General features: G+C 74.3%; 14 protein-coding genes. 4 read left to right on the forward strand and 10 right to left on the reverse strand.

Annotated elements, in window-relative coordinates:
- Positions 1-236: 236 nt before the first annotated feature.
- Positions 237-509, reverse strand: coding sequence for a hypothetical protein (locus ACIQ87_RS22225; RefSeq protein WP_402409389.1), 273 nt, complete (start codon positions 507-509; stop codon positions 237-239).
- 152 nt (positions 510-661) lie between these two features.
- Entirely contained in the window at positions 662-928 is a 267-nt protein-coding gene (locus tag ACIQ87_RS22230) for a UBP-type zinc finger domain-containing protein (RefSeq protein ID WP_392868030.1), read from the reverse strand.
- Between the two features lie 364 nt (positions 929-1292).
- Between ACIQ87_RS22230 and ACIQ87_RS22235 the strand changes: the two genes are divergently transcribed.
- Positions 1293-4259 carry a lysylphosphatidylglycerol synthase domain-containing protein gene (locus ACIQ87_RS22235; RefSeq protein WP_402409391.1) on the forward strand — a complete coding sequence of 989 codons (2967 nt, stop codon included), beginning with the start codon at positions 1293-1295 and terminating at the stop codon, positions 4257-4259.
- 37 nt (positions 4260-4296) lie between these two features.
- Here the strand turns inward: ACIQ87_RS22235 and ACIQ87_RS22240 are convergent, their stop codons facing one another.
- A complete protein-coding gene (locus ACIQ87_RS22240; protein WP_402409393.1) occupies positions 4297-4497 on the reverse strand; it encodes a hypothetical protein in 201 nt (66 codons plus the stop codon).
- 212 nt (positions 4498-4709) lie between these two features.
- On the opposite strand from ACIQ87_RS22240, the gene ACIQ87_RS22245 reads away from it, so the two are divergent.
- From ACIQ87_RS22245 to ACIQ87_RS22255, 3 genes are all read left to right on the forward strand, one after another.
- Positions 4710-5204 carry a carboxymuconolactone decarboxylase family protein gene (locus tag ACIQ87_RS22245; RefSeq protein ID WP_402409395.1) on the forward strand — a complete coding sequence of 165 codons (495 nt, stop codon included), beginning with the start codon at positions 4710-4712 and terminating at the stop codon, positions 5202-5204.
- A gap of 186 nt (positions 5205-5390) precedes the next feature.
- Positions 5391-6035 carry a class I SAM-dependent methyltransferase gene (locus ACIQ87_RS22250; RefSeq protein ID WP_392868040.1) on the forward strand — a complete coding sequence of 215 codons (645 nt, stop codon included), beginning with the start codon at positions 5391-5393 and terminating at the stop codon, positions 6033-6035.
- Entirely contained in the window at positions 6032-6604 is a 573-nt protein-coding gene (locus ACIQ87_RS22255) for a TrmH family RNA methyltransferase (protein ID WP_402409397.1), read from the forward strand. The genes ACIQ87_RS22250 and ACIQ87_RS22255 overlap by 4 nt, the downstream gene beginning before the upstream one ends.
- Before the next feature lie 155 nt (positions 6605-6759).
- Here the strand turns inward: ACIQ87_RS22255 and ACIQ87_RS22260 are convergent, their stop codons facing one another.
- From ACIQ87_RS22260 to gntD, 7 genes are all read right to left on the reverse strand, one after another.
- On the reverse strand, positions 6760-8406 hold the full coding sequence (locus ACIQ87_RS22260; RefSeq protein ID WP_402409398.1) for a hypothetical protein: 1647 nt from the start codon (positions 8404-8406) through the stop codon (positions 6760-6762).
- Positions 8403-9317 carry an ABC transporter ATP-binding protein gene (locus ACIQ87_RS22265; protein ID WP_402409400.1) on the reverse strand — a complete coding sequence of 305 codons (915 nt, stop codon included), beginning with the start codon at positions 9315-9317 and terminating at the stop codon, positions 8403-8405. Before ACIQ87_RS22265 ends, ACIQ87_RS22260 begins: the two co-directional genes overlap by 4 nt.
- A gap of 44 nt (positions 9318-9361) precedes the next feature.
- Positions 9362-9742 carry a hypothetical protein gene (locus tag ACIQ87_RS22270; RefSeq protein ID WP_402409402.1) on the reverse strand — a complete coding sequence of 127 codons (381 nt, stop codon included), beginning with the start codon at positions 9740-9742 and terminating at the stop codon, positions 9362-9364.
- A 322-nt stretch (positions 9743-10064) separates the two neighbouring features.
- Complete coding sequence (locus tag ACIQ87_RS22275; RefSeq protein WP_402409404.1) at positions 10065-11363, reverse strand: MFS transporter; 1299 nt, start codon at positions 11361-11363, stop codon at positions 10065-10067.
- A complete protein-coding gene (locus ACIQ87_RS22280; protein WP_402409406.1) occupies positions 11360-13336 on the reverse strand; it encodes a hypothetical protein in 1977 nt (658 codons plus the stop codon). The genes ACIQ87_RS22275 and ACIQ87_RS22280 overlap by 4 nt, the downstream gene beginning before the upstream one ends.
- Positions 13333-14556: an ATP-grasp domain-containing protein gene (locus ACIQ87_RS22285; RefSeq protein WP_402409408.1), complete on the reverse strand. Its 1224-nt coding sequence runs from the start codon at positions 14554-14556 to the stop codon at positions 13333-13335. Before ACIQ87_RS22285 ends, ACIQ87_RS22280 begins: the two co-directional genes overlap by 4 nt.
- Positions 14557-14611: 55 nt before the next feature.
- The gene (gene gntD / locus ACIQ87_RS22290; protein WP_402409410.1) at positions 14612-15628 is read right to left on the reverse strand and encodes a guanitoxin biosynthesis L-enduracididine beta-hydroxylase GntD; all 1017 of its coding nucleotides are present in this window, start codon (positions 15626-15628) and stop codon (positions 14612-14614) included.
- Positions 15629-15642: the final 14 nt, after the last annotated feature.

Genomic DNA, 15642 nt, shown 5'->3' on the forward strand with positions numbered 1-15642 from the left:
TCTCCACCCTCGAACGCGGAATCCGCCGAGACGACGACCTCGCCAATGCCTACCGCGACTGGCTCACCGCCGCTTGACAGCCCATAGGAGCATCACTGCCCCTCCGGCACCCGCGGCCCGGCGGGGCGGGGGTGGCGGGGGCGGTCCTCCTCGCGGCCCGACCCGGCAAGGCCCCTGAGCACGCGTCAGGGGCGGGCGGCCGCGGTCCGGCCACCCGCCCCGCGGTGTACCGCGACTCAGTGGGCGGAGTGCTTCTCCGCGCCGCGGTGCCGGTGCCCCTTGAGCTCGGCGTGCATCGCCGGGGCCGCGTGCATCGTCGTGCCCGGCGCGCTCCTTCCGCCGTGCCGGAAGGCCTCGCCGGCGCCGTATCCGGCGGCGGCGTGGGTCATCGTGCCGGCGCTCGGCTCCGGCGCCAGCCGGGTGGGCGGGCTCGCCATGCCCCGGCGCTCCAGCAGTTCCTGCGTTCCCTGGCGGAACTTGGCGGTACTGCCGGGCATTCGCTTGGTCATCGTCGACCTCCCTTCGTCGGCCACCGGCCGGACGGGTGCCGGCCGGAGAGGCCACACGGGCGTTATGTCCGGATTTTATCCGGGTTGCGGGACCGCGCCACCGCGGAGAGGCCGTGCGGAGAGGGGAGAGCACCTCAGCCGCTTCAGCCGCTTCAGCCCATGAGCTCGTGGACGAAGCACCAGCGCCAGTCCTCCCCCGGCTCGTACGAGCGGATCACCGGGTGGGAGGTGTTGTGGAAGTGCGCGGTGGCGTGCCGCTGCGGCGAGAAGTCGCAGCAGCCGACATGCCCGCAGTCCAGACAGATCCGCAGGTGCACCCAGTCCCGGCGGCCCTGCGCCAGGCAGTCGGCGCAGCCGTCCGCGGGCGGCCGGGGCTCGATGTTCCGAGGGGCCAGAGCGAGGTCTTCGCAGGCGCTCATGACTGAAGGCTATGCCGCCCCGGTGCGGGGCGCCCGCTCTGGGCGAGGGGTGCGGCGCCCCGCCCGGGGAGACGGCCGACGGCGACGGCCGGTGACGACGGCCGGTGGCTACGGCACCGGCCGAAATCCGCGCCACCCGGCGGCAGTTCGCCCACCGGGGCGCGCCCGGGGCCGGGCCCTCCCGACGCGGACCGGCGACGGTCACGGAGAGGCGTCCCGGGGGCGATCCCGCCGATCCCCCTGCCCCCGACGATCCGCCCCTCCCCCACCACCGACGTCACCGGCCCGGCAGGCGTGGCGCCCGTCCCGGGGGAGTACCGAATCCCCGCTCCGCGCCCACGGACGGCATGGGAGCATGCCATCCGTGGCGATCGTGACGGGGAGAACGAACGGCGACACCGGCGGCGACCCCGGCGGTGCGCCCGCGCGGCAGCGCGGCGCGGGGACGCGGGACGGCGACAACAGCGGCACCGACGTCGGCAGCGACGGCCGGGCCACCGGGGCCCCGGTCGGCGGCAGCACCGCACGGGCCACCACCCGGATACCCGGGCAGACCGGCAGCGGCCGGTTCCGGACCCGCCCGCTGCCCGCCACCAACCGGGTCCGGCAGCCCGTCGCCCTGATCCGGCTGCTCGGCGGCCTGTTCGCCATCGCCCTCACCCTGCTGCTCGCCGACTACGCCCGCGCCACCACCAGCGGCATCGCCGCCGACGTCGCCGAGGCGGCCGCACTGGTGCCGCGCCCGCTGTCGGGCCTGGCCGACGGGCTCACCACCGCCGCCGTCCTGCTGCTCCCGGTCGGCCTCGCCGTCCGCCGCCTGCTGGGCCACGACCGGCGGCGCGCCCTCCAGCAGGTCTCCGACGGGCTGCTCGCCGCCGTCCTCGCCTACGGCGCCACCCTCGGCCTCGACCTGTGGGCCGACGGCCTCGCCCCGGTCTCGCTGCTCACCGCGCTCACCCAGCCACCGCCCGGCGGCGGGCTGGGGCACACCGAGCCCGTCTACGGCTACCTCGCGCCCGTCCTCGCCTTCATGACCGCCTCCGGCAGCCGGGAACGCCGCCTCTCCTGGACCGTCCTGGCCCTCTCCGGCCTCGCCGGGCTGACCGGCGGGTACGCCACCCCCACCGCGCTCCTGCTCGGGCTGCTGATCGGCTGGACCGGCGCCCACGGCACCCTGTACGCCGTCGGCACCCCCGACCCCTGCCCACTGCCCGGCGAGGTCCTGCGCGCCCTGCGGGACAGCGGCCTGCGCCCGGTCGAGGCCAAGCCGGCCGGGCCCGACCGCTACCGGGTCCGGCAGGCCGACGGCCTCCCCGAGCTCGACGTCCAGCTCCTCGACCGGCAGGCCGTCACCGCGGCCGCCGTCCAGCGCGCCTGGCGCCGACTGCGCCTGCGCACCGCCCCCGACCCGCGCGTCCTGCGCTCCCCGCGCACCGGGCTGGAGCACGAGGCACTCGTCACCTACGCGGCCCTCGCGGCCGGCGTCCGCACCCGCCGCATCGCGGCCACCGCCGGCCTCGGCCAGGACACCGCCCTCATCGCGTACGAGCGGCTGGCCGGGCGCACCCTGGACGAACTCGCCGACGAGGAGATCACCGACGAGCTGCTCACCGACGCCTGGCGGCAGCTCGCCCTGCTCCAGCGCCGCGAGATCGCCCACCGCGCCCTCGTCCCCTCCTCCCTGCTGATCGACGACTCCGGCGCGGTACACCTGGTCGACTTCGCCGACGGCGACATCGCCGCCACCGAACTCGTCCTCTGCTGCGACCTCGCCCAACTCCTCACCACCCTCGCCCTGCGCGCCGGTGCCGCCCGCTCCGTCCGCACGGCCACCGCCGTCCTCGGCCCTGACCCCGTCGGCGCCGCCCTCCCGCTCCTCCAGCCCATCGCCCTCACCCACACCACCCGCCGCGCCCTCAAGCAGCACGCGAAGCACGCTGCCGCGGGGGCGGCCGGGGGCTCGGGAGCCGGCGTGGGCACGCGCGGGGGCGGGGGCGGGGGCGGGGTGAAGGACGCAGGCACGGCAGGGGACGCGGCCGGGGCCGCCGGCACGGTCACCGTCGCCGTCCCGCGCGAGCGCGAGGCGAGCGACGCGGGAACAGCCGCCGTCGGGGCCGGGCGCGACGACGCGGGCACGACGGACCACGACGCCCACACGGCCGGCGACGCGGCCGGGGGCATCGTCGCCGTCCCGCGCGGGGGCGCAGCCGGGGGCGCTGGTGCGGCCGGGGGCGGTCGGTCCACGGTGCCGGGGTCAGCCGTCGCCCGCGCGGCCGCGCCTCCGGCGGGCGACGGGCCCATCGCCCCCGCCGCCGTGGCCGGTGGTCTGCTCGACGAGATCCGCGCGGAGGTCCTGCGTACCCGCCCGCAGGTGGTGGGCCGACCGGTGCGGCTGGAGCGGTTGCGGCCGCGGACGCTGCTGGTCGTGGTGGGCGGGGTGATGGCCGGGTGGCTGTTGCTCCCCCAGTTGTTCGCCGCGGAGGACAACCCGGTCTCCGCCCTGGCGGACGCCGATCCCTGGTGGCTGCTGCTGGCGGTGCTGGCCGCCGCGACCAGCCACGTCGCGGCGGCCATGGGCTTCGTCGGTTTCGTTCCGGAGCGGCTGGACTTCCGCAACGCGGTGCTGGCGCAGGTGGCCGGGTCGTTCGTGAAGCTGGTGTCGCCGGGCGGCGTCGGCGGGATCGCGCTGAACACCCGGTTGCTGCAGCAGGCCGGGATCCCGACGGCCCAGGCGCTGTCCAGCGTCGGTGTGGGGAACCTGATCGGGCTTGCGCTGCACCTGCTGCAGCTCGGCGCCTTCGTCTACCTGGTGGACTTCGCGCCGGGCAGCTCCGAACTGGACGCGCTGCCCGCGGTGGTCGGCGGGCTGGCTGGCGCGGTCGCGCTGCTCGCGGTGGTGTCGGCGATCCCGGTGGCCCGGCGGTGGCTGGCGACGCGGCTGCGGCCGCTGACGGCCGAGGTGCTGCCGCGACTGCTGGACCTGCTGCGCAGCCCTTCCCGGCTGGCGGTGGGGGTGACCGGCCAGCTGCTGGTGTCGCTCTGCCTGATCGCCTGCCTGTACTGCAGTGTCCGGGCGATCGGCCGGGAGCCGTCCTTCGCCGCGGTCGCGGTGGTGTTCCTGGTGGGCAACGCGGTGGGCAGTGCGGCGCCGACCCCGGGCGGGGCCGGCGCGGTGGACGGGATGCTGCTCGGGCTGCTCCAGCAGACCGCGTCGATGGAGCGGGGCGGTGCGCTGGCCGCGGTGGCGCTGTACCGCCTGCTGACGCTGATCCTGCCGGTGCTGCCGGGTTGGGCGGCCTTCGTCTGGCTGCAACGCCGCCGGGCCCTGTAGCCGCCGGGCCCTGTAACCGCAGGGGTACTCCCGCCCGCTACTCCCGGTACTCCTCCTCGTCGTGCCGCACCGGCCGGGTCTGTTCCACGACGTCCGCGACGTTGGTCGCCGGGTCCGCGCCGAGGGCCCGGCGTTCGGCCACCTCGTCGTAGGTGTCCTCCTCGGGGGCCTTCTCGTCGGGCTCGACGGTCTCGGCGGTCTCCTCGATCAGGTATTCCTCGTGCTGTTCCTGCGGCATGGCATCCGTCCTCACTGTTCGGAGGCCTTCACGGGCCCGGCTGGCGGTACTGGCAGTATCCGCCGTCCGGCGCCCGGACGCGACGTGCCGACTCCGCTCCGGCGTGTTGCCGGGACGTGCGGGATTCCCCCGGCCGACCGGTGGATTGACCCATGAAACCGCCTCCCGAATGACCCAGGAACGGGGTTCATTCCGCGCCTAGGGTCGTAGCCATGACGACGAACGAGAGCGCCGTGACCATCCTGGCCGCCGAGATCACCGAGGCCCCCGCCCGCCTCGAATACGCCCGCACCGCCCCCAAGGTGTTCCGCGCGATGATCGCCCTGGACGCCGCCGCCCGCGAGGGCCTGGACCCCGCCCTGGTCGAGCTCGTCCAGATGCGCACCTCCCAGTTGAACGGCTGCGCGTACTGCCTGGACATGCACGCCAAGGACGCCCGCAAGGCCGACGAGACCGACGAGCGGATCTACCTGCTGCCGGTCTGGCCGGAGGCCCCGGCCGGGGTGTACACCGAACGCGAGCGGGCCGCCCTGGCGCTGGCCGAGGAGATCACCCGGATCGGCGGCGGCGTCTCGGACGCGGTGTACGCCCGGGCCGCCGCGCACTTCGGGGAGGCCGAGCTGGCGCAGCTGATCTCGGTCTGCTTCACCATCAACGCCTGGAACCGCATCAACGTGGCCACTCGCAAGACCCCCGGCACCGTCTGACCGCGCCACCCGGCCGCACCGCCGCGGGGCAGCGGCCGGAGCGGCGGGCAGGGCGGCGAGCAGGGCGGCGAGCAGGGCGGCGGCCGGAACGCCGTCCGGGCCACCGGGGGTACGATCGGTGCCGTACAAAGGGCTAACCCACACCCACCCGGTGGCCCCGAGGCCCATACGAACGACGGGGAAATCATGTCCGGCTCGCACTACTTCACCGGTGCACCCGAGGTCGCCAGCGACCGCCGGCCGATCACGGTCTCCCTCCCGGACCTCACCCTGGAACTGACCACGGACACCGGGGTGTTCTCCCGCAGCCGGCTCGACCCGTGCACCCGGATCCTGCTGGAGCACGCCCCGCAGCCGCGGGTGCGCGGCCCGATCCTGGACATCGGCTGCGGCTACGGGCCGATCGCGCTGACCTGGGCGAGCCGCCGCAAGCGCCTCCCGGTCTGGGCGGTGGACGTCAACGAGCGCGCCCTGGAGCTGGTCCGGCTGAACGCCGAAGCGCTGGGGCTCGGCAACGTCCAGGCCTCCCTGCCCGACGACGTCCCGGAGGACGTCCGCTTCGCCACCATCTACTCCAACCCGCCGATCCGGATCGGCAAGGCCGCGCTGCGCCGCCTGCTCACGCACTGGCTCGACCGGCTGACCCCGGACGGCTCGGCGTTCCTGGTGGTGCAGAAGCACCTGGGTTCGGACTCGCTCCAGAAGTGGCTGAACGAGCAGGGCTACCCGACCACCCGGGTCACATCGGTCAACGGGGTGCGGATCCTGGAAGCGCGGCCCCGCCCCGAGGTGGGCGAGGGCTCCGAGAGTGGACGAGGTACGACGACGTGAAGCAGCTGCGCGGGACCGAACTGAAGCGTCTGCACCGCTCGTGGCGGCGCAGCAACGAGTTCCGGCTCGCGATGATCCTGGAGAACCTCCAGTCGCCGTTCAACGTCGGCTCGGTGGTCCGCACCGGCGCGGCGATGGGCGCCGAGAAGCTGTACCTGGTCGGGGACACCCCGTCGGTGCGCTCGTCCGGCGCGCAGAAGGCCGCGATGGGCACCGACAAGTACCTGAAGGTGGAGCACGTCCCGACCGTCGCCGAGGCCGTGGCGGCGGCCAAGGCGGACGGCTACAAGGTCGTCGGCCTGGAGCTGGCGGACGAGGCGGTGCCGATGTTCGCCGCCGAGCTGACCCCGGCGGTGGCCTTCGTGCTCGGACACGAGGACCGCGGGATCACGCCCGAGGCGCTGGCGCTGTGCGACCAGGTGGTGTTCGTGCCGCAGCTGGGCCGGGTCGGCTCGCTGAACGTCTCGGCGGCCGCGACGGTGGCCTGCTACGAGGCGCGCCGGCAAGGCTACGCGATCAGCGGCACCCCGGACGGTGACCTCGCGGGCGACCTCGGCGACGACGAGTAGCGAGCAGCCGACGAGCGGCGAGCAGCGAACGAGTAGCGAGTAGCGAGTAGCGAGCAGCCGAACAAGACGAGTCGCGCGGCCGGGTGACCACCCGAAGCGCGTGGGGAGCCCGGTCCGTCCGCCGACGCGCCGGGCTCCCGGCTTCGGCCGGTCCTTCAGCCCTTGACGTTCCGTCGGACGGAACCGACCAGGAACACCACCGCGAGCAGCGCCGCGGACAGCGCCCCGACCAGCAGCGGCCCAGGCCCCGCCGGACCGCCGTCCACGCGTATGGCGCCCATGAAGTCGACGGCGGAGACGTTGTTGACGAGCATCCACCAGAGCGGCAGGTAGACCGCCTGGAAGAGCCGGTGGCCGCGGCTCACCACGCCGAGCGCCATGGCCAGCGAGGGGACGAACAGCGCGCCACCGAGCCAGCAGGCCGCCCCTACGGCGTCGCCCGCCACCAGCATGCGGATCAGCGGGGCCACGCCCGTCACCGCGGTGAGCACCAGCCCGGACGCCCATTCGGCGAGCAGCCGGCGCCGGGCCGACGGGTAGGCGCCGAGCAGCACCTCCAGTCCGTTCTCGACCTGCTGGCTGCCGAGCCGGGACCAGAGCAGGACCGGCCACAGCCACACCAGTGGCAGGAGCAGACCGGTGACGGCGTTCAGCGGCAGCGCGAACCCGGCCACCGTCAGCCCGGCCGCGACGAGCCACCACCAGCGGGAGACACCCTGCACCAGGATGCGCACCTCGCCCGCGAGCAGCCGGCCGAAAGCCCCCGCCCGCCGCGGTTCCGTCCGCGGCAGGGCGCCCGGCGCGGCCGCCCAGCGCGCCCCCACGGGCTCCGGCCCGTCGGGCACGGCCGGCCCGCCCACCGCCTCGGCGGCCTCGGCGCCCGTCGGCACCGCGGCCCTACCGGCCGACCCGCGCGCCGGGTCGAACCTGCCGAACCACAGGGCCGGCAGCAGCGCCACCGCGACCGCCGCCAGGAGCAGCGCCAGCCGGGCGACGACGAAGCCGGGGGACGGGTCGAAGCCGTCCCAGCGGAAGGTGCCCAGCGGGCTGTCGACCTTGGTCAGGCCGAGGCTGAACCCGCCCGGGTCGGCCGTCCCGTGCTGGGCCTCCAGCGCCGCGCCCATCGACCGCGCGACCTGGTGCACCCCGAGGCCGTCCAGCGGCGCGGAGGCCGACTGCCCGCCGATCGCGAGCACCATGGCCAGCACGAACCAGACGACGTTCCCGAAGCCGCCCCGCAGCAGCGGCACCGTCTCGAACAGCAGCGCCGCCGCCGCGGTGAGCGCCATCAGGGGCAGCGAGAGCAGCAGGAACGGCTCGAGCAGGCGTATCGGGTCGACCGTACGGTCCTCGCCGCGGGCGAGCTGCATCAGCAGCGCGGTGACGGCCAGCACGCCGACCATGGAGGCGAGCACCAGCAGGTTGCTCAGGAACTTGGCCAGCAGGTAGCGCGAGGTGCGCAACGGTGTCGCGGCGAGGATCTGGCCGACCCCGGTCGATCCGTCCCGCGCGATGCCGCTGCGCACCACGTAGAAGCCTCCGAAGGTGAGCCAGAGCGCGCCGGCCAGGGCGGTGACGACGCCGACGTAGGCGCTGTTGTAGACGCCCCGGTTGCCGCCCACGTCCATGATCGTCCAGTGGCCGCCGGCCTCCGGCACGGCCAGGTAGCCGAGCCCGACCGCGGCGAGCAGCGTCACGGCGTACACCGGCCGGCGCACCCGGTCGCGGAAGTCGCCGACCGCCAGTGCGGCGAGCAACGACCCGGGCACCGCCCTCCTGGGAGCGTTCACGGCCGCGCTCATCGCCGCACCGCCCGCCGACCGGCCGGCCACCCGGCACCGCCCCGCTCCCCCGCCCCGTGGATGACGCCCAGGTAGGCGTCCTCCAGGTCGGGCGGCACCCGGACCGCGTCGGGCCGGGGCTGCTCGGCGGCGAGCAGCCGCAGCCGTACGCCGTTCCCCGTCCGCACCATCCGGCTGACCACGTGGCGGGCCTGTACCTCCAGGAGGTCCGCGGGGGCGACCACGGCCTCCCAGACCTGCCCGTCGATCTCCCGGAGCAGTTCGTCGGGCGCGCCGCGGCGCAGCAGTCGGCCCCGCGCGACCACGGCGATGTCGGAGGCGACGGACTCGACGTCGGAGACGATGTGGGTCGACAGCATCACGACCCGGTCCGCCGCGAGCTCGCTGAGCAGGTTGCGGAAGCGCACCCGCTCCTCCGGGTCCAGGCCGGCGGTCGGCTCGTCGACCACGATCACCCGAGGGTCGGCCAGCAGGGCCTGTGCGATGCCGACCCGGCGGAGCATGCCGCCGGAGTACGCGCCGAGCGGACGCTTGACCGCCTCGGTCAGGTTGACCAGCTGGAGCAGCTCGTCGATCCGCGCCCTGGCCGAGCGGGAGCCGATCCCCTTGGCGGCCGCCAGGTAGGACAGGAACTCCCGCGACGTCAGGTTCGGGTAGACCCCGAAGTCCTGTGGGAGGTAGCCGAGTTCCCGGCGCAGCCGGTCCGGTTCGGCCACCGCGTCGGCGCCCAGGTAGCGGACCCGGCCGGCCGTGGGCCGGGTGACCGTCGCCACGATGCGCATGAGCGAGGACTTCCCGGCGCCGTTCGGCCCCAACAGGCCCAGCATCCCGGGGCCGAGGTGCATGGTGATGCCGTCGACGGCCCGCTTGCCGCCCTTGTAGTCCTTGGTGATGTCGATCAGTTCGAGCATGGTCTCCGTCTTCCCGGCCTTCCCCGCGGAAGGGCTCGTCGGCTTCAGCCCTTGAGGTCCGTCTCGCGCCCGTCCCGCAGGACCGCGACGCCCTTGGGGACCTCGACCCGGTACTTGGTGTCGCAGTTCGCGAGCCCGGAACAGCCCGCCCGGAGTTCGAGGACGCCGTCCCGCAGCGTCCAGGACTCCTTGGCGCTGCCGACCTTGCCGCTCGTGTCGAACCAGCGGGTGACCTTGACGTCCTGGCGGTCGGCCGTGACGAGGTCGGCCGGCGCGCCGTGCGACTTGACGTTCAGGCTGGTGCCGGCGAACGCGAAGGTCCTGTCCTCGGGCGTGGCGTCCATGGCGTCGGCGCACCCGGCGAGCGGGACGAGGGCGGCCACCGCGAGGGCGAGCAGGGCTGGTGCGGACGGGCGTCGATCCACCGGGACCTCCTTGCGGCCGGATTCGGCTTCGGGGCGCGCTCCCTGGGCAGGTGAGCACGCTCGCAAGCCTGGCCGATCCACGGGCTCCTGCCATCTGCCGTTCGGCAGATATCCGGTGAGGGCGAAGGCGGTCCGTTGTGCTGAAAGGGGGAGTTTGACCCGCCGAGAACAGCGGACGCCCGGGGGAACAGCGGACGGCCCGGGGGAACAGCAGACGGCCCGGGGGAACAGCAGACGGCCCGGGTCGGATGACATCCGACCCGGGCCTCGCCCAACCACCCGACCACGCGGGGAACCGCCCGACCACGCGGGAGCCGCCCCGCTACGCGGCCCCGGCGGGCTGCTCGGCCGGCCGCTCCTCCGCCGCCGAGGCGACGGTGAGCCGCCGCAGGTCGCGGCTGAGCAACGCCGCCCCGGTGGCCAGCACCACCAGCACGGCGCCCCAGAGCAGCGCGGCCCGCACCCCGATCCGGCTCGCCACCGGCCCCGCGACCATCTCGCCGATCGGCAGCGCGATGAACGACCCGAGCGCGTCGTAGGAGTACACCCGGGCGAGCCGGTCGGCCGGGATGTTCTCCTGGAGCGACACGTCCCAGGCCACGCCGAACTGCTCCAGCGCCACACCGTTCACGAACATCGCCACCCCGAGCAGCAGCGCCCCCGGCGCCTCGGCGAGCACGACCAGCGGCGCGGCCTCCAGCACGACCAGGGCCACGCCCAGGAACAGCGCGTGCCGGGCGCGCGAGCGCGCCGCGAGGAAGCCGCCCGCGACGGCGCCCGCCATCTGCGCGGCCAGCACCGCGCCCCACAGGCCGCGTCCGAAGGTGTCGTCGGCGACGCCGAGTCCGAGCACCTGGACGCCGCCGGCCACGACGGCGTTCACCACGGTGAACTGGAGCACCACCGCCACCACCCAGGTGCGGGCGGTGAACTCCCGCCAGCCCTCCTTCAGTTCGTGCAGCGGACGGGAGCGTTCGGCGGGCTCGGCGGCATCGGCGGGCTCGGCGGAGTCGGTGCCGCTCGCCGTGATCCGGACGCCGCGGAAGCACAGCGCGGCGAGGAACAGGCAGAGCGCGTTGCCGGCGAGCCCCCACCCCGGACCGATCAGCGCGGCGATCACACCGCCCAGCGAGGCGCCCACGATCATGCCGAGGTTGGTGGCCATCCGCATCAGCGCGTTGGCCGGGCGCAGCACGTCCGCGGGCACGGTCTGCGGGGTCAGCGCCGCCGAGGCCGGCAGCGAGAGCGCGGACAGGGCGCCGTTCGCCACGCTGAGGACGACCAGCAGCGGGATCGAGGTCCAGCCGGCCAGGACGCTCAGCGCGACGACGGCCTGCACCAGGGCGGCGCCGACCGCCGAACCCTGGAGGATCAGGGTCCGGGAGAACCGGTCGGCGACGACGCCGCCGAGGAGCAGCAGCACGACGTTGGCCAGCGAGCGCGCGCCCACGACGAACCCGAGGTCGGTCGTCGACCCGGTGAGGTCGAGGACCGCGAAGCCGAGCACCACGGGTGCCATCGCGTTGGCGAAGTAGATCAGCAGCCGCCCGCCGGCGAGCTGCCGGAACGCCCGGTGCCGGAGCGGCAGGAACGTCTGACTGTCTGCCGGGGACAGACTCATGCGGTCGGGCTCCCAGGGCTTCGGCCGGTGCCGGCCGGAGCCGGCGGGGAGGGCGGGGAAACGGTGAAGTGCACGCGCCGGGTGGAGATGCCGAGGTCGTGCACCGCGTACGGGGTGAAGTAGTACGCCTGCGGCGTGGCCTCGGCGGAGATCTCGACCTCGAAGTCGCACCGGGCACTCTCCCCGGCCCGAACTTCCTTGCGGCTCAAGGCCGGACGCGCACGGGCGTTCAGGTACATGGGCAGCACGATACCCGTGTTGACGGTGCCCGCCCGGTGCGGAGCGACGGTGATCGAGACCCGCAGGGTCGTCCCGGCCTCGACCGTGTCGGGCGCCGACACCCGCAGTTCCGTGCCGTCCACCGGGGAGTTGATCACGTCGCCGCACCGCGCGCACAGCCCCTGCACCGTGTCGGCGATGACCGGGACCAGCCCCCGTCGGGTGTAACTGCGCAGCGGTCGGCCGCAGTTGCATAGCCAGTCGAGGTCGACGGGCTCCTCCGCGAGGCTGCGCTCGCCGAAGTAGGTCGGGAACTGCAGCACGGCGTCGTCGTGGTGCTTGGCGATCCGGTGGGCCAGTGCGAGGTCGAGGGACTTCGTCTCCTCGGCGATCGCGGCCAGCGCGGGCGGGCCGTCCTGGGGCGACAGCGCGACGATGCGCGACGCGTAGCGCAGCACGCCGTCGGAGAGCTGCCGCAGCCGCGGGCGCAGCGGGTAGTCCTCGCCCAGCAGGCCGCTGTCGAGCAGGCCGGACAGCCGGGCCCCGACGGTGTGCAGCGGGAAGTCGGCCACTGCGGAGGCCACCGCGGAGGCCACTGCGGAGACCCCCGCGGAGACCCCCGCGGAGACCCCCGCCAAGGCGGCCGAGTCCACGGCCAAGGCGGCGGCGGAGACGGACGCGTCGCCGGCGGCCGACTCCGCCCACTCGGCGGCCCCGCCGGACCGCAGCCCGATCTGCACGAAGGACGGGTAGGGGTTGATGTCCTTCAGCCGTTCGTTGATCGCCCTGGCCGCGTTCCGCTCGCCGGAGCTCTCGGTGAGCCAGGCGAGGTTCTCCGGGCGCGCGCCGTCGCAGGCCGTCAGGGTGGCGACGACGGTCTGGGCCGGGCCGTCCAGCGCGTCGAGCAGGATCACGTACTTCGGGTCGTACATCGCGTGGTCGGTGAGCGGGCCGCTGAAGCAGTTGGCGAGCACCAGTTCCGCGGCCTTGATCCGCCGGGCGGGGATCAGCTTCTCCTCGGGCTTGGTGCAGCCCAGCCCGTAGGCGCACTTGGGGCCCGCCAGGTTCGGGTCCCGCTCGCCGACCGGGCTCAGCCCGCAGAGGGTGAACTGCCCGAGGTTGAGCTGGTCGTCCTTGCCGTTCCCGTGGAACAGCACCCGGCGCCAGACCCGGTCCAGGGCGATGCCCTGGATGTCCTTGTGCCGGACGTCCTCGGCGCCGAACCAGACGGTGCCGGGCGCCGCCGGCAGGGCGTCCAGTTCCGAGATCACGCCGATCCCGCCGTGCGGCGAGGCGTCCGCGTACTGCTTGGCGACGACCCAGCTGACGGTGTGGGCGTCCCGGCCGGTGAGCAGGAACAGGTCCCTGCTCTGGGCGTAGGTCTGCTCGACGACCTCCTGGACGTCGTCCGCGCGCAGGTCGGCGTAGCTGCCGAGGACGAGGACGGAGCCGGTGTCGGGGAGGTCCGACACCTTCGTGACCCAGGTGCGGGCCAGCGGCCCGGCGAGGCGGCGGACCTCCTCGGGCAGCGAGGCGCCGACCACCACGCCGGTTGCGGCGGGCTCGGGGGCGCGCCGGCCGGCGTAGACCGGCCGGGCCAGCGCGATCCCGTCGAGCAGGTCGCGCCGCGCGCCGGTCCACACCGGGATCGCGGCGGTGCCGGTGCCGTCGGCCAGCCACGCCGTGACGGCCTCGGCGTAGCCCGGCAGCGCCTCGTGGGCGACGAACGGGGATTCCTGTCCCGGCTCGGTCACGCGTCCACCACCTTGAGCTCGAAGTGGTCGAGCACGGCCTGCATGCGCTGCTCGACCTCGTCGGCGGTGGCGCCCTCGACGTGGACGTAGCCGGTGCTGGCGTGCGAGGCGCGCGGCGGGTCGAGCAGGTCGCCCGGCTGGGCGGTGAGGTGGGCGCCGATGACTCCGGGCAGCCGGAGCAGCTCCTCCTCGGTGCTGATGCCCACCAGGAGGCCGGGCCGGGTGGGCAGCAGCAGGTCGCCGACCGCGCGGTCCAGGGTGTAGTCGGGCACCGGGACCCGGTCGACGTAGGTGTCGAGGATGACGCGCAGGAAGTCGAAGCCGTACGCGAGCCCGTGGTTCATCGGCACCTCGCAGCCGCTGAGGCGGGCCGCGACCTCGCTCATGTGGAACTCGCCCTCCTCGGTGAGGAAGAACTCGCCGTGCAGGTAGCCGTACGGGATGCCCAGCCCGTCGGTCAGCTGCTGGGCCAGCTCCTTGGCGTCGACCGGGAGTTGCTCGCTCGGCGCGTAGGTGATGTTGGCGTTGATCGCCCCGTCCAGGACCTCGATGATCGGGCGGGGGTTCTTGGACAGGTAGGCGTCCACGACCCGGCCGCGGGCGATCACCGCGCAGAGCTGGAACTCCCGGCCGGAGATGTACTGTTCGACCATCCACTCCAGCTGCGGGTCCAGCGGAGGGACGTCCGCGAGCCCGGCCGGCGAGTCGATCCGGTAGGTGCCGATGCAGGAGTCGGAGTCGATCGGCTTGAGGATGACCGGCCAGCCGTGGTCGGCGCCGAAGGCCTCGACGTCCGCCAGGACGGTGACCGGACGGTAGGCCGCGTGCGGGATGCCCAGTTCGGCGTACCGGTCCTTCATGGTCTTCTTGTTCCGCACCCAGGCGACCTGCTCCTCGCTCAGGTGCGGCAGGCCGACGAGGGCGGCGAAGCGCTGGGCGGACGCCTGGAGGGCCTCGTTCGGGTTGCAGAAGTACTGCGGGCGCTCGCCGACGGTCTCGATCCAGGCCAGGTAGCGGGCGGCCTCCTCCTCGAGCGGGGCGGCGGTCGCCAGGGTGAAGGTCGGCACGTCGGCGGTGCGCTCGACGTACTCCGGGGTGAGCTGGACGGAGTCGAACCGCAGCAGCACGACCGAGACGTCGTCGCGGCTGAGCACGCTGTCGGTGAAGGTCGCTCGACGGCTCTCGACCAGAAGGACGACGGGGCGCTGGGACGTGGTCATATGGCTTCCTCGCTGGAGCGTTGCTGGGGAGGGGAGTCGGGGGACGGCGGGCCGGTCAGCCGATGACGCGGGTCGAGCCGTCCAGGCGCCCGGGGCGGGTGCGCCGCAGGTCGCGGACGACGTTGACGCGCTTGAGCCACCGGTCCTCGCCGTCGTAGTCGGCCCGGAACGCGCGGCGGCCGTGCACCACGTTGCGGTTGTCGACGAAGCAGACGTCGCCGGTGCGGATGAAGACGTCCGTCAGGTTGGCGTCCAGGTGCGCGACCACCCAGTCCAGGGCCCGCGCGGCCTCGGTGTCGTCCGCCCGGGCCCGGAAGAAGTCGCGGTCGATGCGCAGCACGGGGGCGTCGGCGTGGCCGCTGAGGATGGCGACCGGGTCCATCGGCGTCTCGCCCTCGGCGAACTCGTGCGAGGAGTCGGGGATCGCGACGAACCTGGGCTGGGCGAGCACCCGCGCCACGTCCGCGGGCATCCGCCGGACGTCGACGTGCGAGACGGTGGTGGCCACCTCGGTGCTGTTGCGCAGCGCGAACAGGCCCACCCAGTCGGCGCGGTGGGGGGAGAAGGCGTCCTCGGTGTGCCAGCCCAGCTCGAGTTCGCTGGAGGCGGAGATCAGGCTCTGCTCGTAGCCGCGGCTGGGCAGCACGTCGGTGACCAGCCGGCCGGACTGCTGGGTGGCCCAGCCGATGACGTCGCCGAGCAGGGCGGAGTACAGCACCAGCAGGGCGCCGTAGACGTGGCTCGGCTCGGTGTCGGCCTCGCTCCAGTGGGCGGGGGTGCGGCCCAGCGCGCGCTGGTCGACGATGTTGCCGCTGATCACGGTCACGTGCGTCCGCTCGTCCCGGCGCGCGTCGTTGAGGTGGCGGCGCACCGCGAGCGGCAGCTCCTGGGCGAGCACCGGGGCCTCGTCCAGGAAGCGCAGGTCGTTGGCGGCCTTGAAGGTCCTGACGCAGTCCGCGGCCAGCTCGTGGGCCGCGCGGGCGTCCTGCTCGGTCAGTTCGAGGATGTGGTGGAACCGGCCCTGGGTGTCGGCCTGTCCGTCAGCTGCAGGGATGTGTGCCATCGCAGTCATGGATGAACCTTGTG

The organism is Kitasatospora sp. NPDC096204, from assembly GCF_044763205.1.
Taxonomy (GTDB): domain Bacteria; phylum Actinomycetota; class Actinomycetes; order Streptomycetales; family Streptomycetaceae; genus Kitasatospora.